Raw genomic sequence first — 20,008 nt, forward strand, 5'->3', positions numbered from 1 at the left:
GCCTTTCCATCAGTCATATCCTGTTGAGCGGCAAACCGTATGTAGCGGGCGGTAAACCGTTCGCCGTTCAACGCACGCGCGGACCGCCATAGGGCATGGGCGGCGGCGGACGGCGATCGCGGCGCGGCAGCTGTGCCTGATAGGCGTGGCCGCAATGCGCGACGCAATAGGGGAAGCCCGGGTTCACCTTGTCGCCGCAGAAATGAAAGTCCGGCTCGCCCGGATGGCCGAGCGGCCATTTGCAGATCTTGTCGTTGAGATCGAGCAGGCTGGTCTTTCCCTCGATCTCCTTGCTCGGCTTGGCGGGAACCAGGCGGCGCGGCGGGGCGGGAGCGCTGGGTGGTGCCTGTTCGCCCGGATTCTGGCGGATGAAGCCACCGGGACCAACCGAACGCAGCACCGGCCCGTCGGCCGCGGGTCGAGGCGCAGCGGGCGTTACAGGTGCGGCAGCCGCCGTCGCCGGTTCGGCCTCGCGCGGCTCGGGCGCGGGAGCGGGCGCCGGCTTGGGTGCGGGGCCGGCCGGGGCGCGGGGGCGGCCTCGGGCGCAGGCGCGGCTGCGGCCTTAGCCTCGGTCGCATTGGGCTTCACGGGCGACGGGCGCGAGGCGAGGCCAAGGCGGTGCGCCTTGCCGATCACGGCATTGCGGCTGACCCCGCCCAGTTCCTCGGCGATCTGGGTCGCGGTCAAGCCGCTATCCCACATCTTGCGCAGCGTCTCGATCCGTTCGTCGGTCCAGCTCATTCAAACGTCCTTCATCAACCCCGTTGCGGGGGGAAGCGGGAGCCATTACCCGGCCTAACCATGGCCGAACAACCCCGCGTGCAAGAAACAACTATCGCCGCCCCCGGCGTTCCGGTGATTCGCAACGTCAACTGGGGAGGGCTTTGGACGCTATATGTGAAGGAGGTGCGCCGTTTCTTCAAGGTGCAGCTCCAGACCATCTGGGCGCCGGCGGTCACGACGCTGCTATTCCTGGTCGTCTTCACGGTCGCGTTGGGCGGCGGCGGACGTACGGTGGTGCTCGACGGCAAGTCGATTCACTTCGCCGATTTCATCGCGCCCGGCCTGATCGTGATGGGCATGCTCCAGAACGCTTTCGCCAATGCCAGCTTCTCGCTGCTCGTCGGCAAGATCCAGGGAACGATCGTCGATTATCTGATGCCGCCGCTATCGACCGGCGAACTGCTCGCGGCACTCTGTGCGGGTGCCGTTACCCGCGCCTTCTGCGTCGGGGCGACGGTGTGGCTGGCGATGGCGCTATGGCCGGGCGTGTCGGTCGCGCCACATCATGTCTGGGCGATCCTGTGGTTCGGCTTCCTCGGATCGCTGTTCCTGGCACTGCTCGGCGTGATGACGTCGATCTGGGCGGAGAAGTTCGATCACGCCGCGGCGGTCACCAACTTCGTCGTCGCGCCGCTCGCGCTGCTGTCGGGCACGTTCTACTCGGTCGATAAGCTTGCGCCGACGTTCCAGGCGATCAGCCACGCCAACCCGTTCTTCTACATCATCTCGGGCTTTCGCTACGGCTTTCTCGGCGTCGCCGATTCGCCGATCGTATTGGGCAGCGCGGTGATTCTGGGGCTGAACATGCTGCTCGGGCTTGCCTGTTACGCGTTGTTGCGCTCGGGATGGAAAACGCGGAGTTGAGCGCTAGGCTGAACGCGCGCTGTCAGCTGCGTTCAGCCTTTCGTTCTGCGTGCGCAATTACGCCGTCTCCATCGACTGAGGAGGCGATGCGTATGCGTAAACTGATGATCGGACTGGCACTGGCAGGCGTGTCGATGGCGGCATTGCCGGCGGCGGCACAGGATTGGGACGACGATCGCGACCGCCGCGGCGGCTATGGCGAATGGGATCGCGGCGACCGCAGCGATTCGCTGCGCCGTGCATCGTGGATGCTCGATCGCGCGATCCGGCGCGGGAGCCTGTCGCGCGGCGAGGCTAATCATTATCGCAACGAATTGCGCCAGATCTATCACCTCGAAGCGCGTTTCCGTCGCGACGGCTATTCACGCTGGGAGCGGGAGCAGATCAACGATCGCGCCAACCGCTTGATTTACCGACTGCGCGCGGAGCGGCGCGATGACCGCTACCGCGACCGCTGGGATGATGATCGGCGCGAGGATCGCTGGGACGACTGACAAGGTTCGGTTGACAAGGTGCGGTGCGGGCGGGCTGGCCCGTGCCGCGCTCGCGAGGTGTTGACCCCGCCCCCCTTCCGCTCGTAAATCCCCGCTCCGGGCGGTCCGGTTGGGCCGCCTTTGTTGTTTCCGGAGCCCAACCCAGCTTTTCGAAGCGCCAGTTCAAGGAGGAGCAGTCAATGTCGATCACCCCACTCATGCCCGTCTACCCGCGGTGTGAAGTGCGTCCGGTGCGAGGCGAGGGCTGCTACCTGATCGGGGAGCGAGGGGAGCGCTATCTGGACTTCGCCGCGGGCATCGCGGTGAATGCGCTGGGCCATGGCCATCCGCAGTTCACCAAGGCGATCGCCGAGCAGGCGGCGACGCTGATGCACGTCTCCAACCTCTACGGAAGTCCACAGGGTGAGGCGCTGGCGCAGCGCATCGTCGACAACAGCTTCGCCGATACGGTGTTCTTCACCAATTCGGGCGTGGAGGCGATCGAGTGCGCGATCAAGACCGCGCGCCGCTATCACTATGTCAACGGCAACCCGCAGCGGCACAAGCTGATCACCTTCAAGAACGCCTTCCATGGCCGTTCGATCGGCGCGATCAGCGCGACCGACCAGCCGAAGATGCGCGACGGTTTCGAGCCGCTGCTGCCGGGCTTCGACTATGTGAAGTTCAACGATCTCGAAGGCGCGATCGCCAAGATCGACGACGAGACCGCAGGGTTCCTGGTCGAGACGGTGCAGGGCGAGGGCGGCATGACCGCCGGCACGGTCGAGTTCATTCAGGGCCTGCGCAAGGCGTGCGACGAGCATGGCCTGTTGTTGATCCTCGACGAGATCCAGTGCGGCTATGGCCGCACCGGCAAGATGTGGGCCTATGAGCATTACGGCATCACGCCCGATATCTTGACCGCGGCGAAGGGGATCGGAAACGGCTTCCCGCTCGGTGCCTGCCTCGCGACCGAGGAAGCGGCCAAGGGCATGACCTTTGGCACCCACGGCTCGACCTATGGCGGCAACCCGCTCGCCATGGCGGCAGGACAGGCGGTGCTCGACGTGATGCTCGAGCCCGGCTTCTTCGAACATGTCGAGAAGATGGGCGAGCGCCTGCGCGCCGGGTTCGAGCAGCTGATCCCCAACCATGATCACCTGTTCGACGAGATCCGCGGCAAGGGGCTGATGCTGGGCATCAAGCTCAAGGAGCCGGCGGTGAGCCGCGACTTCGTGGCGCATCTGCGCGAAAATCACGGGCTGCTGACGGTCGCTGCGGGCGAGAACGTGTTCCGCGTCCTCCCGCCGCTGGTGATCGAGGAAAGCCATATCGCCGAGTGCATCGAGAAGCTGAGCGCAGGCGCGCGCAGCTACGTGCCGCCCGCTGACGATTGATCGACCCATTCCTCCCCGGAACGGGGAGGGGGGACCATGCCGCAGGCATGGTGGAGGGGATCCGGCCCCAAGCGATGCCCCGGGTGGAGGGTTCACTCCACCCCCGGCTTCGCCGACGGTCCCCCTCCCCGTGCCGGGGAGGATTTTCTCATGACCTATCGTAACTTCCTGTCGCTTTCCGACGCGGGCGCCGATGGCATCGCGGCAATGCTGGCCGATGCGATCGACCGCAAGCGTGCCCGTGCCGGCCAGCCCAAGGGGGCGGTCGATGCCGATGCGCCGCTTGCCGGGCGCACGCTCGCCATGGTGTTCGAGAAGAATTCGACCCGCACCCGCGTCAGCTTCGAGATGGCGATCCGCCAGCTCGGCGGCAGCGCGGTGGTGCTCGACGCCGCGACCAGCCAGCTCGGCCGCGGCGAGACGGTGGCGGACACCGCACGCGTCCTGTCGGGCTATTGCGACGCGATCATGGTACGCACCGACGACCACGCCAAGCTGCTTGAGATGGCGCAATACGCCACCGTCCCGGTCATCAACGGCCTGACCGACGACAGCCACCCCTGCCAGATCATGGCCGATCTTCAGACGATCCTGGAGAGCGGCAAGGCGCTGCCCGGCCTCAAGGTCGCGTGGCTCGGCGACGGCAACAACGTCCTTGCCTCGATCGTCGAGGCAGCGGGGTTGATGCATTTCGACGTTGTCGCTGCATGTCCGCAGAGCTTCGCGCTGCCTGAAGAGGCGATGGCACTGGGCAAGGGCCGCGCGCGGACCGTCAACGATCCGGTCGAGGCGGTCGCGGGTGCCGATGTCGTCGTTACCGACACCTGGATCTCGATGGGTCAGGCGCATGCGGACGTGAAGCTCGCCGCGCTCGCGCCCTATCAGGTGACCGAAGCGCTGATGGCTCAGGCCAGCCCCGACGCGAAATTCCTCCATTGCCTGCCCGCGCATCGCGGCGAGGAAGTGACCGACGCGGTGATCGATGGCCCTCAGTCGCTGATCTGGCCGGAGGCGGAGAATCGCCTTCACGCCCAGAAAGCGGTGCTGCGCTGGTGCTTCGGCCAGATCGGGTGATATCGGCGGCGAGTTGAAGCGGGGCTTCGGCTCCCCATATTCGGCGAAACCTGACAATCCATTCGCTTCCTGACCCGGGATCGGCAACGGTCTCGGGTCAGGCATGAATGGTGGAGATACGACGATGACGACCCCCGCCACCGATCTCGATCGGACGATCAACTTCACGCTGCCGGCGCGCCATGCGCGTGGGCGTGTCGCGCGGCTGGGCCCGGTGCTCGACCGGATCCTGTCGGCGCATGGCTATCCCGCACCGATCGAACGCGTGCTGGCCGAAGCGCTGACGCTGACCGCCTTGCTTGGCTCGACGCTCAAGAATTCGGGCGGGCAGCTCACGCTTCAAGCCCAGACGCCGGCGGATCGGGGCGGCGGGATCATCCGCCTGCTGGTGTGCGACTATAAGGGTGGCGAACTGCGCGGCTATGTGCAGTTCGACGAAACGCGGCTGGCGGAACTGGGTGAGAACCCGTCGCTCTTCGCGCTGTTCAATCAGGGCTATCTGGCGGTCACCTTCGACCAGGCGGCGACCGGCGAGCGCTATCAGGGTATCGTTCCGCTCGACGGCGGATCGCTGGCCGAGGCGGCGGAGAATTATTTCGACCAGTCCGAACAGATCCCGACGCTGGTGCGGCTCGGCGTCGGCCATGACGCGCAGGGCAAGTGCATCGCGGGCGGCCTGTTCCTCCAGCATCTTCCCGAAGGCGAGGAGGGGGGCGAACGGCTGCACGCACGCGAGGGGCATGCCGAGTGGGAGCATGTCGAGGCATTGGGATCGACCATGGGCGCCGACGAGTTGGCTGACGCGTCGATCTCGCTCGAGAATCTCGTCTGGCGCCTGTTCAACGAGGAAGAGGAAGTTCGCGTGCAGGGCGGCGTCGATCTTGTTCGCGGCTGCCGGTGCGACGCCGCCTATATCGAATCGGTGCTGGCCAAGTTCAGTCCGGAGGACCGTGCGGAGATGGCCGAGGATGGCGTGATCACCGTCGATTGCGCCTTCTGCGCCCAGAAATTCCCGATCTCGGTCAGTGCCGCCTGACTGCAGCCGTAATTGGCGGTCTAATTGTCAGCCGACTGAAAGCCGAATCGTGTTATTGGAGCGGTGAAATGAGCAGAATCGCCTTCATTGCTACCGCCCTTGTCCTCTCGATCGGGGGCGGCGGCTATGCGCTGGCCCAGTCCGGCACCCTCTCTGCGCTCTCCCAGATCGAGCGCGGTGAGTGGACGTTGCGCGCCTCCGACGGAAGCACGCGTGCGATCTGTGTCACCGATCCGCGCGTACTGCTCCAGCTGAAAGACAGGTCGGCCGGCTGCACCAATTTCGTCGTCGAGAACGGCGCGAACGGCGGGCGCATCACCTTCAGCTGCCCGACGGGCAAGACCGACACGCGCATCACGGTGGAAACGCCGCGCCTGGTCCGGATCGAAACACAGGGAATCAGCCGTGGCCTGCCCTTCACCGAAGAATATGAAGGCCGCCGCACCGGTGCCTGCCGCTGACCCCGGTTTCTGCCGCGGCCTTGCCGCGCTGCGGCAAAGCCGGTAGCCGAAGACGATGACCGACAGCCAAATTGCCGTCGCCCTTGTGTCGGGCGGCCTCGACTCATTCGTTTCCGCTGCGCGTGCCCGCGCGGACGGCTATCGCCTGCTCGCGCTTTCGGTCGATTATAATCAGCGTCACCATGTAGAACTCGCCGCCGCGCGCCGTATCGCGCAGGCGCTGGGTGCCGAGCGTCACGTAGTGCTCCCGCTCGATCTGTCGCAATTCGGCGGATCGGCGCTGACTGCGGATATCGACGTGCCGAAGGACGGGGTGGGTGAGGATATCCCCGTCACCTATGTGCCTGCGCGCAACACCATCTTCCTCAGCCTTGCGCTCGGATGGGCCGAGGCGGCGGGCGCCCGCGACCTCTATATCGGCGTCAACGCGCTCGACTATTCGGGCTATCCCGACTGCCGCCCCGAGTTCATCGAGGGGTTCGAGAAGCTTGCCGAGCTCGCGACCAAGGCGGGGGTAGAGGGGGCCCCGTTCCGCATCCGCGCCCCGCTTCAGTTCATGAGCAAGGCGGACATCGTCCAGGAAGGCATGCGCCTTGGCCTCGATCTCGGCCTCAGCTGGTCGTGCTACGATCCCGCACCCGGCGGGCTGCACTGCGGACTGTGCGACAGCTGCCGGCTGCGGTCCAAGGGGTTTGAAGAAGCGGGCGTACCCGATCCCACGCGCTACGCTGAAACGGCCGGATAGGCGGGCGATGAGCTACGCGGTCAAGGAAATGTTCCTCACCCTGCAGGGTGAGGGGGTAAATGCGGGCGCGCGCGCGGTGTTCGTGCGCTTTGCCGGATGCAATCTCTGGTCGGGTCGTGAGCAGGACCGCGCGGCGGCAGTGTGCAAATTCTGCGACACCGATTTCGTCGGGACCGATGGGCTGGGTGGGGGCAAGTTCGCCGATGCCGATGCGCTCGCCGTCGCGGTCCAGGGCTTCTGGGGGCCGGGTATCGAGCGCCGCTTCGTCGTGCTCACCGGCGGCGAGCCGATGCTTCAGATCGACGACGCGCTGGTCGCTGCGCTGCACGCGCAAGGCTTCCGCATTGCGATCGAGAGCAACGGCACCTTGCCCGTCCATCCGGGCATCGATTGGGTGTGCATCAGCCCCAAGGCCGGAAGCGAGGTCGTCCAGCGCAGCGGCGACGAGCTCAAGCTGGTATGGCCGCAGGCGGGCACCGATGTCGCAGCGTTGGAAACCTGGGATTTCGCCCATTTCCTCGTCCAGCCGATGGACGACGCGAACGGCGCCGCAAATGTCCAGGCGGCGGTCGATTTCGCGCTCGAGCGGCCCAAATGGCGCCTGACGTTGCAGGCGCACAAGAGTTTGGGGCTGCGCTAGCGCATCAGCGCTTCGGCAGGCAACGCGATGGCGTGTAGACGTTCTTGCGCCAGCATTTCTCGTTGCCGAACATCGGAATCTGCGCCGAGACGGGGATATGGGCGTAGTAGATTCCCGGGAACTGCTGCTCGCCCCATTTGGTGAGGCTGTTGCGCAGTTCGCGCAGGCGCAGCGCCGCCACTTCGCCGACCTGCCCGCGCGGCGTGAAGACGACCTGATGGGAGACATCGTCAGCCGCGGCGCAGAAGGTGAGCTGGGCATGGACCGCCGAGAAGCTGGAGTAGACCCGGGTGCCATATTGATCGAGCGCCATCTGCCCGGCCTTGGCGGTCTTGTTCGTGCGCATGAAATATTTGGTCAGTGTCGCATAAGAGCTGTTGAGCTCGGCGGAATGGTCCTTGAGGATCGTGTTGTAGTTGGGCAGCGTCAGCAGGGTCTTGGCGAACTGGCACTGGAGCGCTGCGACGTTGAGCGCAGCGCGCAGGTTCCACACCATCGCGGCGCGCAGTTCGACCGGCGTCGCGCCCGGCAGCTGCTGGGCGAGGATGCCCGGCTCCTCACCCGTGACACGCGGACCGGCGATGTCGGGACCCTTGAAATAGAATTGGGCCGATGCGGGCGCCGCACCGGACAATGCCGCCGCCGCGGTGGCCGCGCATAGCAAACGCGAAACGAGCATCCTGACCCTCTTGAACGCGATACGAAAGATGTCCCGGGTTACGGATTTTTTACCCTGTGCCCAAGCGATTTTTGGCCGTCGAGCGCGCGGCGATCATTGCGGTTGCGCAAGAACTCGCAGAATTGCAACGACTTGAATCGAAAGGGCCGTCCGGTCTCCCGAACGGCCCCGCGACTGAAAATTCGCCGGAGCGAACTTACATGCCGTTGCCCATGGCCATGTTGCCCATGGTGTCGTTCGCCATGCCCGTGTCGTTGCCGGTGGCGCCATCGACCATGGTCATGTTGTCGCTGACGGTGCCGTCGAGCACCGGGTCGGTCGCGTTCACGTCCATGACCGCGGTGTTGTCAGCGGTGGTCTCGGTCTTCTCGCCGCAGGCCGACAGCAGCAGCGCTGCGCTGGCGATCATCGAACCGGCAACAGCCTTGGTGAAAATTGCGCGCATTTATGAGGCTCCCTAGAAATGGATCGGGGTCGGCATTGCCGTCATTCCCCGGATCGCGGTGGACATTAACCGCTACGGCCTGTCCTCTCAACCCTGCTTCTCGGCGGCGCACGTACCGCCCACCGCATCGAGAAAGGCCGGGAACGCAAACGCCAATGCGGCGTCAAAGGTTGCAGGGGAGATATCCTTGCCCAGCGCGGCGGCGCTGATCACCGGGAATTCGGGCAGGCCGCACGGCACGATCCCGTTGAAGTCGTCGAGGTCCGGGTTCAGGTTGACCGCGAAGCCGTGCATCGTCACCCATCGCCGGACGCGCACGCCGATCGCGCCGATCTTCGCTTCGCTGCCGCCGTCGCGCGTCCAGATGCCGATCCGTCCCTCGGCGCGGAAGGCGTTGATCCCCAACGCTCCCAATGCCGCGATCACCCAGCCCTCGAGCGCATGGACATAGCAGCGCACGTCCTTGTTGCGGCGGCTGAGATCGAGCATCGCATAGCCGATGCGCTGGCCCGGCCCGTGATAGGTGTAGCGCCCGCCGCGTCCGGTGGCGAAGACGGGGAAGCGCGGGTCGATCAGTTCGGCCGGGTCGGCGCTGGTGCCCGCGGTATAGACCGGCGGATGTTCGAGCAGCCAGATCAACTCGCCCGCCTGGCCGTTCTGGATCTCGGCGACGCGCGTTTCCATTTCGGCCAGCGCTTCGGGGTAGGGCACGCGATGGTCAGCCACCCGCCATTCGATACCGTTCTTCGTCTCCATCGCGCGCAGATGGCCCGCCGCGCGCCGCTTCGCAATGTCTGAAGCAGCGGTGCCGTTTCAGCGGGGCCGCGCCAAGCCTAGTGGCGTGCGCCGGTCCGATCGGCTAACGGTTCGCGACAAGGGGTGTGATATGGTCAGCATGGGTACCGTCTGGGATCGGACGGCGGAGTTTCTGAGCGACAATCTGGGACGGTTGCTCCCCCTCGCGCTCGGTGCGATCTTCGTGCCGTCGGCGATCAGCGGCAGCTTGTCGGGGTTGCAGCAGGGGGCTGCGCCCGGTCTCGCCGCGGGGCTGGGCTTGGCTTCGCTGCTGCTGGCTATCGTAACCTTCTGGGGCCAGTTGGCGATCACCGCGCTGGCGCTCGATCCCGCGATTGGCCGCGGTGCTGCGCGCGCCGCGACGCGACGACTGCCCGCCGCGCTGGCCGTGACGGTCGTGCTGTTCCTGGCGCTGTTTCTGCTCGCCATCCCAGCCGGTATCATTCTGGCGGCGAGCGGAGCCGATCTGAGTAGCGGGGCTGCGGGTACGATGCCGCAGATACCGGCTGCCGCTGCGCCGTGGCTGCTGTTCTATTTCCTGGTGCTGATCCCGGTGGCGGTCTGGCTGGGCGCGCGTCTGCTGCTGGTCGCGCCGGTGATCGTGGGTGAGAATACGATGTTCGGAGCGGTGCCGCGCAGCTGGGCGCTAACCCGCGGGTCGGCGCTCCGGATCGTCGGCGTGCTGATCCTCTATGCGATCGTGGCATGGATCGCCTATCTCGCTGCGACGACCGCCTTCGGCGCGATCATCACGCTGGTTGCCGGCCGGGGTGAGGACGGGCTGTCGATCGCCATGGTGCTGACCGGAATCGTCGGCGGCGCGGTCTCGACCGCCTTCACCGTCCTCGGCACCGCCTTCACTGCAAAACTCTACCTTGCGCTGCGCGCTGCCAAAGAGCCCGTTCCGGCATAATGCGCCTGTCATTCGGAGCCATTTTCGCCGACGCGGCTGCGATCTGGCGTGCGGATCGCGAACTGCTGATCGCGCTCAGCGCGTTCTTCTTCGTACTGCCGGCGCTGGCGATGATGCTTTTCATGCCGGTCCCTACGCCGCCGGCGGAGGGCGAGCGTCTCGCGGGGCAGGCGCTGATCGGCTATATCACCGACAATCTGCACTGGATCGCAATTCAGCGCGTCGCCGAACTCTTCGGCGTGGCGAGCCTGTTCGTCCTCTGCCTCGATCCGGAGCGGCCGACCCTGGCCGGAGCGATGCGCTCGGCGTTGCCGCTGTTCCCGATGTTCGTGGTGCTGGCAGTGTTCGTCGCGATCCTCACCTGGGGCGGGCTGATGCTGTTCCTGCTTCCGGGCTTTTACGTGATGGGACGCGCCTTCGTCGCGGGGGCCGCTATGGTCGCCGAGCGGCGGGCCGATCCGTTTGCGGCGCTGGCGCGCGGTTTTGCTCTGACGCAAGGCTATGGCTGGATGCTGTTCACCGCCGCGATCCTGTTGTCGCTGCCCGCTCAACTCGTCGCGATGCTGGCAAGTTCGGCGCGCGGGCCCGAGGCGGGAATCGTCGCAATCGCCGCGAGCGGGCTGATCGCGGCGCTGGCAGGCGGCGCGGTGACGCTGGCGACCACGCTCCTGCAGATCGCGGTCTATCGCCGGCTGGCGGGATCCAGCAACGGGATGTGAGGCGCCGCCTCGCGTGGCAAATGACCTGACAGGCGCGGGTCGGGAAAGGTCTCGACCGCGCGCGCGAACGGGACGAACCCTGAGGCGCGGTAAAAGCCAAGCGCCTTGGGATGGTCGAGCGTGCAGGTGTGCACCCAGACGCGTGTCACGTCTGGCCGCCATGCCCGCATCAGCGCGTGCGCCATCAGCCAGCGGCCATGGCCTTGCCCCGCCAGTTCGGGCACCAACCCGACGAACGAGAGTTCGCAGGTCTCCTTCTCGCGATAGTCGAGCTCGAGCAGACCGATCTCGATCCCGCGGGGATCGGCGACGGCGAAGATCTCGACTCCGGAATCATGGATGATTCCGGTCAGCCGGGCGTCGTCCATGATCAGGCGTGAGAACCACAGCCACGGCTCGCCGATGCGGCGGAACAGGGCGCGGTACTTCTCGGGCGAGGGCTTCTCCCATTTCACCAGCCGCAGCGGCGATTCGGGGAGCGGCCGGGGGCGGGGCCGCTCGCGCATCTCCAGGCTGGTGACGATCGTCGCCACCTCGCCCGGTTTTATCGGGATCAGCCCCACCGCGTCACGACCACGTCGCCAGCGGCGGCAGGCTCATCAGGATCGCATCGATATTGCCGCCGGTCTTGAGCCCGAACAGCGTGCCGCGATCATAGACGAGGTTGAACTCGGCATAGCGGCCGCGCCATTCGAGCTGCTGCGCCTTGTCGGCTTCGGTGAAGGGCGTCGCCATCCGCCTACGCACGATTTCCGGGAAGGTCTTGAGAAACGCCCGGCCGACATCCTGGGTAAAGGCGAAGTTCGCGGCCCATGTATCGCCTTCGCTGTCGAGATGATCATAGAAGATCCCGCCGACGCCGCGATGCACCTTGCGATGGGGGATGTAGAAATAGTCGTCGGCCCATGCCTTGAAGCGCGGATAATGCTCCGGGTCGTGCGCGTCGCAAGCGGCCTGCATCGCGGCATGGAAGTCCGCGGTGTCGGCCTCATAGGGAATCGGCGGATTGAGGTCGGCGCCGCCGCCGAACCAGCGCTTGGTCGTGCACAGGAAGCGCGTGTTCATATGTACCGCCGGGACATGCGGGTTGGCCATATGCGCGACCAAGCTGATGCCGGTGGCGAAGAAGCGTGGGTCCTCGCCAGCGCCGTGGATGGTCTTGCCGAACTCGCCTTCGAAGGTGCCGCCGACGGTCGAAACGTTGACGCCTACCTTTTCGAATACGCGGCCCTTCATCAGGCCGCGCACACCGCCGCCACCGGGCTCGCCGGAGGGATCTGCGCGATCCCAGGGCATGTATTCGAACACCGCGTCCGATCCGGCCTCGCGCTCGATCGCCTCGAACTCGGCACAGATGCGGTCGCGCAATTCTTCGAACCAGGCGCGGGCGTTGGCTTGTTGGGTGTCGAGGGTCAGCATGGGCGGCCCCTAGCCGATCGCTGTAGGGGAGGGCCAGTGGGCAGTTTGTCTCAGCCCCTCGGCCAGCACGATGCCGACCGAGACCGAAAGGTTCATCGAGCGAAGCCCGGCGGCCATCGGAATCACCACGCGTGCGTCGGCGCGAGCATGAACTTGCTCGGGCACCCCGGCACTCTCGCTGCCGAACAGCAGGATGTCGTCGTCCTCGAACGCGAAATCGTGCAGCGGCGTCGCGCCCCTGGTGGTCAGCAGCACGATTCGGCCCTTTGCCTGCCGCTCGAACGCGTCCCAGTCAGCGTGGCGGGTGATCGCGACATGGCCGATATAGTCCATACCCGCGCGCGCGACGCGTTTGTCGTCCCAGGCGAATCCCATCGGTTCGATCAAGTCGATCGGCGTGGCGAGGCACGCCCCGATCCGCAGGACGGCGCCGACATTTCCGGCGATATCGGGCTGGAAGAGGGCCACGCGCATGCCCGCTTCGATAGGACAGGGGCGGGGCCAGCCGCAAGTCGGTGCGGCGCGGGGCAAAAAGGCGGTTGGCAAATGCGGCATGTGCCGTCTATCAGGCCCGCCAGCCTACCGGGGGACGCCGGAGGGCTTGGCGTAGCGTTCGCGCGCTCCGCCGCATCCGGTGACCGAAGTCGTGCAAAGCGTCTCGGTGAATTTTTGAAGTGCAAGGGCTGATGCATGGCAACGCATGATGATGCTGTTACCCAGGACGGAGCGATCGACGCGCCGGCCGATCCTCGCCGCCGCGACTATCTCGCGATCGGTGCGGTCGCCTGGGCGGGTGTGGGCGCTGGCGTCGTCGCGCTGCCGCTGATCAACCAGATGAGCCCGTCTGCCGACGTGCTCGCGCTGTCGACCACCGAACTCGACGTGTCGGCGATCCAGCCTGGCCAGTCGGTCAAGGCGACCTTCCGCAAGCAGCCGCTGTTCGTGCGCAACCTGACCCAGAAGGAAATCGACGAGGCGAACGCCACGCCGGTTTCCGATCTGCGCGATCCGCAGACGCTCGCCGAGCGGACCAAGAAAGGCAAGCAGAACTGGCTGGTGACGCTGGGCGTTTGCACTCATCTCGGCTGCGTTCCGCTGGGTGCCGGCGAGGGCGAGAACAAGGGGCCGTTCGGCGGCTATTTCTGCCCGTGCCACGGTTCGGCCTATGACACCGCCGGCCGCATCCGCACCGGCCCCGCACCGACGAACCTGGCGGTTCCCGAATATGAATTCATTTCCGACACCGCGATCCGGGTCGGCTGAGGGGGCATTAGGACATGAGCTTTCCCTGGGCAAAGCAGTACGAGCCGAAGCACCCGGTGATGAAGTGGGTGGACGACCGGCTCCCGCTTCCGCGCTTCGTCTATAACGCGGTGGGCGCCGGCTATCCGGTACCGCGCAACCTCAACTATTTCTGGAACTTCGGCGTACTCGCCGGCATGTTCCTGGTCATCCAGATCGTTTCGGGCATCGTGCTCGCGATGCACTATGCGGCGAACGCCGGCATCGCGTTCGACAGCGTCGAGCACATCATGCGCGACGTGAATGCCGGTTGGTTCATCCGCTACGCGCACGCCAACGGCGCGTCGATGTTCCTGCTGGTGGTCTATATCCATATCGCCCGCGGCCTCTGGTACGGGTCGTACAAGGCGCCGCGCGAGATGGTGTGGCTGCTCGGCGTCGTCATCTTCCTGCTGATGATGGCCACCGCCTTCATGGGCTATGTTCTTCCCTGGGGTCAGATGAGCTTCTGGGGCGCGCAGGTGATCACCGGCTTCTTCTCGGCGATCCCTGGCGTGGGCGAGACGATCCGCGTGTGGCTGCTCGGCGGCTTCGCGCCGGACAATGCCGCGCTCAACCGCTTCTTCTCGCTCCACTATCTCCTGCCGTTCGTGATCGCCGGTGTGGTCATCCTCCACATCTGGGCGCTGCACATTCCGGGTTCGTCGAACCCGACCGGCGTCGAGGTGAAGAGCGAGCAGGATACCGTCCCGTTCCACCCCTATTACACTGCCAAGGACGGCGTGGGCGTAGGCGTGGCGCTGATCGTGTTCGCGTCGCTGATCTTCTTCGCGCCGAACCTGCTGGGGCACCCGGACAACTACATTCCGGCCAACCCGCTCTCGACCCCGGCGCATATCGTGCCCGAATGGTACTTCCTGCCCTTCTACGCGATCCTGAAGTCGTTCACGATCGACTTCATCTTCCCGGCGAAGCTGTGGGGCGTGCTGGCGATGTTCGGTTCGATCCTGCTGCTGTTCTTCCTGCCGTGGCTCGACACCTCGCCGGTCCGTTCGGCAAACTATCGCCCGACGTACAAGTGGTTCCTGATCGTGCTGCTGATCGACGTGCTCGTGCTGGGTTATATCGGCGGCGCATCGCCGACGCCGGGGGTGATCCTGATCGGCCAGATCGCAACCGTCTATTACTTCCTGCACTTCCTCGTGATCCTGCCGATCGTGTCGGCGATGGAGCGTCCGCGTCCGCTGCCCAACTCGATCACCGAGGCGGTGCTTGGCGGCAAGGGCGGCACGTCGCCTGCGCAGACCGCGCTGGCTGCCGAATAAAAGGGGCTTGAGATAACATGGTTCGCATTGGCGGATTTATCGTCGGCGTCGGGTTTGTCTTTGCCCTTCTGCTCGGCATCTTCGACACGGTGTACAACTGGATCAAGGAGCCCCCGGCCGCGACCGCGGAGCACGAGTTCCATGCGCATCCGAAGAAGGTGGACTTCTCGTTCAACGGCTTCTTCGGCAAGTACGACAACCGGCAGCTCCAGCGCGGGCTTCAGGTGTACAAGGAAGTGTGCGCTGCCTGCCACTCGCTGCGGCTGGTGTCGTTCCGCGATCTCGAGGCGCTGGGCTATAGCGAAGGTCAGGTGAAGACCATCGCCAAGGGCTTCCAGGTTCCGTCGATCAACCCGGAAACCGGCGAGCCGGCGACCCGAGACGGCGCGCCTTTCGACCGCTTCCCGTCGCCCTATGCCAACGACGTCGCCGCGCGCGCCGCGAACAACAACGCGATCCCGCCCGACCTTTCGCTGATGGCCAAGGCGCGCCACGACGGCAGCAACTATATCTATTCGCTGCTGACCGGCTACCAGGACCAGAAGGGCTACAAGAACGAAAAGGGCGAGGAGCTGCTGAAGCACTTCCCCGAGGCGAAGACCCCTGAAGGGCTTCACTTCAACCCTTATTTCGCGACGCTGAACCTGGCGATGGCGCAGCCTCTCAAGGACGGCCAGGTGACCTATTCGGACGGCACCGCGGCGACGCTCGACAACTATGCGAAGGACGTTTCGGCGTTCCTGACCTGGACCGCTGAACCGAAGATGGAAGCGCGCAAGACCGCTGGTTTCGCGACGCTGATCTTCCTCGTGATCTTCTGCTTCCTCGCCTATGGCGCAAAGAAGCAGATCTGGCGGAACCTGAAGGACTGACCTTCGCCGTCTGACGATTTCTCCACCGGCCCGGGAAGCGATTCCCGGGCCGTTTCGTTTGAAAGGGTAGGACGATGCCTGCCGACGATCTCGCCGCGTTGATCCGCACCATCCCCGACTTCCCCAAGCCGGGAATCCAGTTCCGCGACATCACAACGCTGCTGCTCGATCCCGCCGGCCTCGCCCGCGCGGTCGAGGCGATCATCGATGCCGTGGATGGCCCGGTCGATCTGGTTGCGGGGATCGAGGCGCGCGGGTTCCTCTTCGCTTCGCCCGTGGCATTGGCGCTGGGGGCAGGGGTGCTGCTGGTGCGCAAGGACGGCAAGCTGCCCGGCGCTACCATCGCCGAAGACTATGCGCTGGAATATGGCACCGACCGGATCGCGATCCATGCCGACGCCTTTGCGCCCGGCGCGCGCGTGCTGCTGATCGACGACCTCATCGCCACCGGCGGCACCGCGCGCGCCGCCGTTCGCCTGCTGCGCAAGGCCGGGGCGCAGGTGACGCAGGCGGCGTTCGTGATCGATCTGCCTGACCTCGGCGGTGCCGACGCCCTGCGCGCCGAGGGGATCCATGTCACCAGCCTCGTCGCGTTCGACGGTCACTAAGGGAACCGCATCGGCCTCTCCCCCGTTTCCAGACGGTTAAGGACGTTCTCTCGCGTCCGTGGAGAGCAACCATGCATATCCCGCGTATCTTCGCCGCAGGTCTGATCGGTGCGGCGGCGTTCGGGCTTTCCGCCTGCACCGACGGCTATGGCTATTCGGGCGTCTCGGTCGGCTATGGCAGCGGCGGCTACTATGACGACGGCTATTACGGTTATGCCGGAAGCTATGGCAGCCCGTATTGGGGTTGGTACGGCGACTATTACTACCCCGGTACCGGCTACTATGTGTACGACCGCTATCGCCGTCCCCACCGCTGGAACGACGGCCAGCGCCGCTATTGGGAGCAACGCCGCTATGGCTGGCGCGGCGACCGCGGCGCGATACGCGACAATTGGCGCGAGTTCGGGCGCGACCGGCGGCAGGACGACCGCGCCTACCGCCAGGATCGTCGGCAGGATCGCCAAGCCTATCGTGACGGCCAGGTGACGCGCGACCAGTTCCGCGAGGAACGGCGCGACGACCGGCGGGACTATCGCCGGGAATACCGCCGCGACCGTAGCGAATTGCGGCGCGAAAACCGCAGGGACCGGCGCCAGCCCCGCTAGGCAGGGCGCCGGGCGACCAGGCCGCGGGCGACGAAGCTCATCACCGGTTCGTCATGCTGGTTGTAGACGGTCATGCGCGCACGGGTACGGCCCATTTCGGGGCGCTTCTCCATCGCCTCCTTCTCAAGCAGCTCATTCTCGCAGCGGAGCGTGTCACCGGGGAAGACCGGCTTGATCCAGCGCAGCTCGTCGATTCCGCCAGCGCCGAGACTGGCGGAAGGGTTGGCCTTCATATGCTCGACGAACATCGACATGGTCATCGCGCAGGTGTGCCAGCCGCTTGCCGCGAGCCGACCGAAATGGGTCCTGGCCGCCGCCTCGTCGGAGAGGTGGAAGGGCTGCGGATCGTATTTCTCCGCGAACGCCAGCACTTCCTCGCGCGTGACCTCGTAGGAGCCGAAGCTCGCCTTGTCGCCGACCGTCAGGTCCTCGAAATATTTCATGCAATCAGTTTCGATCGGAAACGGATGTGATGCAACCCCTATGGCGCGACCCGAGCGAGCGTTGCCGCGTTGCCGTCGATTCCCTGCGCCGGAGAGAGGCCGGTGAGGCGGCGCAACAGCGGATAGACGTCGACATTGTCGAAGGCCGGCAAGGGGCCGATCCGCGCGATCGAGGGGCCATGGGCGATGAACAGCGCGCGCATCTCCGGGGCGTGCGGGTCCCAGCCATGTTCGCCGCGGCTTGCTTCGGGAGCGGGCGGGGAGGTGGCGATCATCCAGCCCATTTCGGGGAGGCACAAGAACGCGGGCGTGCGCGGGTTGGTGCCATAGTGGAGCCGGACGGGGATCGCGTTGCGGCGCCAGCACTGCATGTGCGGGTGGGGCTTGAGCAGCACCGCAGCGAGTTCGTCATCGCGTCCCGCTGCGGGTTCGATCGCGGCATAGGGACCCTGTTCGATCACGCGGTACAGGCCGTCGGGCAGCATCTGGTCGAGCCGGATACGACGCTCGGGGCTCGATCCGCCCATGCCGTGATCGGCGACGATGACGAGGTTGGCGGGCTGGCCGAGCAAGGCAAGCTGGCGGACGAGGCGGCCGATCTGCGCGTCGATCTCGGCCAGGGGGCGGTCGAGTTCGCTGGCGGCAGGGCCGAGCTTGTGCCCGGCGCTGTCGATCGTGTCGAAATAGACCCCGACCAGACGGGGCCGGGTCCTAGCCGGACGGCGCAGCCAGTCGAGCACGATATCGACGCGCTCGGCGCTGGTCACCGCCATGTCGAATGTGCGCCAGTCGGAGGGGCGAACCCCGTGCACCGCAACGCTGGAGCCGGGCCAGAACAGGATCGAGCTGCGGATGCCGGCGCGCTCGGCCGCGACCCAGATCGGCTCGGCCTGATCCCACCACCAGGCCTCGGACGAGGCCTGGGTGAAGCGCTGACCGGGGCGGGCGGGGTCTTCGAACCGGTTGGCGACGATACCGTGGCGGTCGGGCCGCAATCCGGTGACGAGCGTGTAGAAGTTGGGGAAGGTCTTGACCGGGAAGGAAGGGCGCATCGCCCCGTGCGCGCCTTCCGCCGCCAGCCGCGACAGCGTCGGCGTCACCCCGCGGTCGAGATAGTCGGCGCGGAAGCCGTCGATCCCGATCAGGATCGTCACTGCCGCCCGCGTCTCACGGGCCGTGCCGGGGGAGGTCGCGGGCGCGACGGAGGACGCCGTGCAGGCGTGAAGCAGGGCCGCCATCGCGGCGAGGGCCGTGGATCGGAACCAGCGCATCGGAGCCGCCTACCCGGACCGCATGACAAGGTGAAGGCGGAGTTGCCGCAGGCGGGCATCCTGCCTTAGCTTCGCGCCATGCCCCCGCCCGACCTAGCCTCCGGCCTGCGCACCCGTCTGATCGGGGTGGTGCGGCGTACCTTCAACGACCAGGACAAGGGCGAGAAGCCGGTCCAGCGCAGCGACGACGCCCTGTTCCCGCGCGGGAGCGTCACCTGGCGCGTGCATGGCGACGTGACGACGATGATGGTCGGCGGGGTCGCCTCGCTGCTGCTTCAGATGCTCCACCCGGCGGTGCTGGCTGGAGTGTGGGACCACAGCGCCTTCCGCAAGGACATGCTCGGCCGCCTGCGCCGCACCGCGCGCTTCATCGCCGAGACGACCTATGCCGAGCGCAGTATCGCCGAGGCGAGCATTGCCAAGGTGCGCGAGGTGCATGAGCGAGTCGCCGGGACGCTGCCCGACGGGACGCCCTATCGCGCCGACGATCCCGAGCTGCTTGCCTGGGTACATGTTACTGAAATGTGGAGCTTTCTTGCTGCCTGGCAGCGCTATGGCGTGCCGATCACCCGGGCGGAGGAGGATATCTACTTCGCCGAGACTGCGCGGACCGCCGAGGCGCTGGGCACCGACCCGATCCCGCGCAGCAAGGCCGAGGCCGAAGCGCTGATCGCCGCGATGCGGCCGCAGCTGGTGGTCGATGCCCGCACGCGCGAGGTGGCGCGCTTCGTGCTCGAGCATCCCGCGCCCAGCCTGATCGTCGCGCCGGCCCAGACCGCGATCTTCGCCGCGGCGGTCGACCTGCTGCCCGACTGGGCGCGCGCAATGCACGGCCTCAAGCGCCCGCCCGCGGCCCCCTTTGTACGCGGATCCACGCTGGCGATCGCCAAGACCTTTCGCTGGGCGTTCGGGTAGGCGCGCATTGTTTCATTTGCCTATTTGGTTCGTGATATGGGATTTATTATAGCCGCATTGGCTCATGTAGGAAAATGATCATTGCAAGACGCTGAGTTGCCGGGCTTTTTCGGAGACTGGCCGGTGGGGTGCGCATGACGAAGGGGGCGTTTGGCCCCAGCCGTCACCGGTGGGTGCGCGAGGCAAGCAGCAAGATGTGGCGTCCGATGTTGCGGAATCCGGCAAAGCGCGGCTGCATGGTTGGAAGGCGATTGCGGCGAAGCCGGACGCCAGCATCGGAGGTC

Annotated in this window: 24 protein-coding genes and 1 pseudogene; 16 read left to right on the top strand and 9 right to left on the bottom strand. The window is 66.0% G+C overall.

Annotation, left to right across the window (positions count from 1 at the left end):
• Nucleotides 1-67 precede the first annotated feature (67 nt).
• Nucleotides 68-741: pseudogene (locus tag BDW16_RS15815) on the bottom strand (GcrA family cell cycle regulator).
• A 60-nt stretch (nt 742-801) separates the two neighbouring features.
• Here BDW16_RS15815 and BDW16_RS15820 point away from each other — a divergent pair.
• From BDW16_RS15820 to queE, 8 genes are all read left to right on the top strand, one after another.
• Nucleotides 802-1,647, top strand: a complete 846-nt coding sequence (locus BDW16_RS15820; RefSeq protein ID WP_066573607.1) for an ABC transporter permease — start codon at nt 802-804, stop codon at nt 1,645-1,647.
• 92 nt (nt 1,648-1,739) lie between these two features.
• Nucleotides 1,740-2,141, top strand: coding sequence for a hypothetical protein (locus tag BDW16_RS15825; RefSeq protein WP_066573610.1), 402 nt, complete (start codon nt 1,740-1,742; stop codon nt 2,139-2,141).
• A 179-nt stretch (nt 2,142-2,320) separates the two neighbouring features.
• Entirely contained in the window at nt 2,321-3,517 is a 1,197-nt protein-coding gene (locus tag BDW16_RS15830) for an aspartate aminotransferase family protein (protein ID WP_066573614.1), read from the top strand.
• Between the two features lie 150 nt (nt 3,518-3,667).
• Complete coding sequence (argF, locus tag BDW16_RS15835; RefSeq protein ID WP_066573617.1) at nt 3,668-4,591, top strand: ornithine carbamoyltransferase; 924 nt, start codon at nt 3,668-3,670, stop codon at nt 4,589-4,591.
• Nucleotides 4,592-4,715: 124 nt separating this feature from the next.
• Nucleotides 4,716-5,627, top strand: a complete 912-nt coding sequence (gene hslO / locus BDW16_RS15840; RefSeq protein WP_066573973.1) for an Hsp33 family molecular chaperone HslO — start codon at nt 4,716-4,718, stop codon at nt 5,625-5,627.
• 68 nt (nt 5,628-5,695) lie between these two features.
• The gene (locus BDW16_RS15845; protein ID WP_066573620.1) at nt 5,696-6,088 is read left to right on the top strand and encodes a hypothetical protein; all 393 of its coding nucleotides are present in this window, start codon (nt 5,696-5,698) and stop codon (nt 6,086-6,088) included.
• A 55-nt stretch (nt 6,089-6,143) separates the two neighbouring features.
• A complete protein-coding gene (gene queC / locus BDW16_RS15850) occupies nt 6,144-6,833 on the top strand; it encodes a 7-cyano-7-deazaguanine synthase QueC (protein ID WP_066573622.1) in 690 nt (229 codons plus the stop codon).
• A 7-nt stretch (nt 6,834-6,840) separates the two neighbouring features.
• A complete protein-coding gene (gene queE / locus BDW16_RS15855; protein WP_066573623.1) occupies nt 6,841-7,473 on the top strand; it encodes a 7-carboxy-7-deazaguanine synthase in 633 nt (210 codons plus the stop codon).
• A gap of 4 nt (nt 7,474-7,477) precedes the next feature.
• Here queE and BDW16_RS15860 read toward each other — a convergent pair whose 3' ends face one another.
• The 3 genes from BDW16_RS15860 to lipB form a co-directional block, all read right to left on the bottom strand.
• Complete coding sequence (locus tag BDW16_RS15860; protein WP_066573624.1) at nt 7,478-8,152, bottom strand: hypothetical protein; 675 nt, start codon at nt 8,150-8,152, stop codon at nt 7,478-7,480.
• Nucleotides 8,153-8,348: 196 nt separating this feature from the next.
• A complete protein-coding gene (locus BDW16_RS15865) occupies nt 8,349-8,597 on the bottom strand; it encodes a hypothetical protein (RefSeq protein ID WP_066573625.1) in 249 nt (82 codons plus the stop codon).
• 87 nt (nt 8,598-8,684) lie between these two features.
• The gene (lipB, locus tag BDW16_RS15870) at nt 8,685-9,353 is read right to left on the bottom strand and encodes a lipoyl(octanoyl) transferase LipB (RefSeq protein ID WP_066573630.1); all 669 of its coding nucleotides are present in this window, start codon (nt 9,351-9,353) and stop codon (nt 8,685-8,687) included.
• A 130-nt stretch (nt 9,354-9,483) separates the two neighbouring features.
• Here lipB and BDW16_RS15875 point away from each other — a divergent pair, with 130 nt between their 5' ends.
• Both BDW16_RS15875 and BDW16_RS15880 read left to right on the top strand, forming a co-directional pair.
• Complete coding sequence (locus BDW16_RS15875; RefSeq protein WP_066573632.1) at nt 9,484-10,305, top strand: hypothetical protein; 822 nt, start codon at nt 9,484-9,486, stop codon at nt 10,303-10,305.
• Nucleotides 10,305-11,024: a hypothetical protein gene (locus BDW16_RS15880; RefSeq protein WP_066573634.1), complete on the top strand. Its 720-nt coding sequence runs from the start codon at nt 10,305-10,307 to the stop codon at nt 11,022-11,024. Before BDW16_RS15875 ends, BDW16_RS15880 begins: the two co-directional genes overlap by 1 nt.
• Here BDW16_RS15880 and BDW16_RS15885 read toward each other — a convergent pair.
• The 3 genes from BDW16_RS15885 to BDW16_RS15895 are packed head-to-tail and all read right to left on the bottom strand — an operon-like array spanning nt 10,988 to nt 12,917.
• Complete coding sequence (locus tag BDW16_RS15885; RefSeq protein WP_066573636.1) at nt 10,988-11,587, bottom strand: GNAT family N-acetyltransferase; 600 nt, start codon at nt 11,585-11,587, stop codon at nt 10,988-10,990. The genes BDW16_RS15880 and BDW16_RS15885 overlap by 37 nt on opposite strands.
• A 4-nt stretch (nt 11,588-11,591) precedes the next feature.
• Nucleotides 11,592-12,443, bottom strand: coding sequence for an oxygen-dependent coproporphyrinogen oxidase (gene hemF, locus BDW16_RS15890; RefSeq protein ID WP_066573638.1), 852 nt, complete (start codon nt 12,441-12,443; stop codon nt 11,592-11,594).
• 9 nt (nt 12,444-12,452) lie between these two features.
• Nucleotides 12,453-12,917 (bottom strand): tRNA (cytidine(34)-2'-O)-methyltransferase, encoded by a 465-nt coding sequence (locus BDW16_RS15895; protein ID WP_066573640.1) that lies wholly within the window; start codon nt 12,915-12,917, stop codon nt 12,453-12,455.
• Between the two features lie 216 nt (nt 12,918-13,133).
• Here BDW16_RS15895 and petA point away from each other — a divergent pair, with 216 nt between their 5' ends.
• From petA to BDW16_RS21710, 5 genes are all read left to right on the top strand, one after another.
• Entirely contained in the window at nt 13,134-13,706 is a 573-nt protein-coding gene (gene petA / locus BDW16_RS15900; RefSeq protein ID WP_066573645.1) for a ubiquinol-cytochrome c reductase iron-sulfur subunit, read from the top strand.
• 14 nt (nt 13,707-13,720) lie between these two features.
• Nucleotides 13,721-15,010 (top strand): cytochrome b, encoded by a 1,290-nt coding sequence (locus BDW16_RS15905; RefSeq protein ID WP_066573648.1) that lies wholly within the window; start codon nt 13,721-13,723, stop codon nt 15,008-15,010.
• 17 nt (nt 15,011-15,027) lie between these two features.
• Nucleotides 15,028-15,882 carry a cytochrome c1 gene (locus tag BDW16_RS15910; protein ID WP_066573651.1) on the top strand — a complete coding sequence of 285 codons (855 nt, stop codon included), beginning with the start codon at nt 15,028-15,030 and terminating at the stop codon, nt 15,880-15,882.
• 74 nt (nt 15,883-15,956) lie between these two features.
• The gene (locus tag BDW16_RS15915; RefSeq protein WP_066573654.1) at nt 15,957-16,490 is read left to right on the top strand and encodes an adenine phosphoribosyltransferase; all 534 of its coding nucleotides are present in this window, start codon (nt 15,957-15,959) and stop codon (nt 16,488-16,490) included.
• A gap of 71 nt (nt 16,491-16,561) precedes the next feature.
• Nucleotides 16,562-17,095, top strand: a complete 534-nt coding sequence (locus BDW16_RS21710) for a hypothetical protein (protein ID WP_237241166.1) — start codon at nt 16,562-16,564, stop codon at nt 17,093-17,095.
• Here the strand turns inward: BDW16_RS21710 and BDW16_RS15925 are convergent.
• Nucleotides 17,092-17,538 (bottom strand): MaoC family dehydratase, encoded by a 447-nt coding sequence (locus tag BDW16_RS15925; protein WP_066573656.1) that lies wholly within the window; start codon nt 17,536-17,538, stop codon nt 17,092-17,094. The genes BDW16_RS21710 and BDW16_RS15925 overlap by 4 nt on opposite strands.
• A 38-nt stretch (nt 17,539-17,576) precedes the next feature.
• Nucleotides 17,577-18,809 (bottom strand): alkaline phosphatase family protein, encoded by a 1,233-nt coding sequence (locus BDW16_RS15930; protein WP_066573658.1) that lies wholly within the window; start codon nt 18,807-18,809, stop codon nt 17,577-17,579.
• 78 nt (nt 18,810-18,887) lie between these two features.
• Between BDW16_RS15930 and BDW16_RS15935 the strand changes: the two genes are divergently transcribed.
• Nucleotides 18,888-19,724, top strand: a complete 837-nt coding sequence (locus BDW16_RS15935) for an oxygenase MpaB family protein (protein ID WP_066573660.1) — start codon at nt 18,888-18,890, stop codon at nt 19,722-19,724.
• The last annotated feature ends 284 nt before the right edge of the window (nt 19,725-20,008 follow it).

The sequence above is a fragment of the Sphingomonas koreensis genome, from assembly GCF_002797435.1.
Classification (GTDB): Bacteria; Pseudomonadota; Alphaproteobacteria; order Sphingomonadales; family Sphingomonadaceae; genus Sphingomonas; species Sphingomonas koreensis.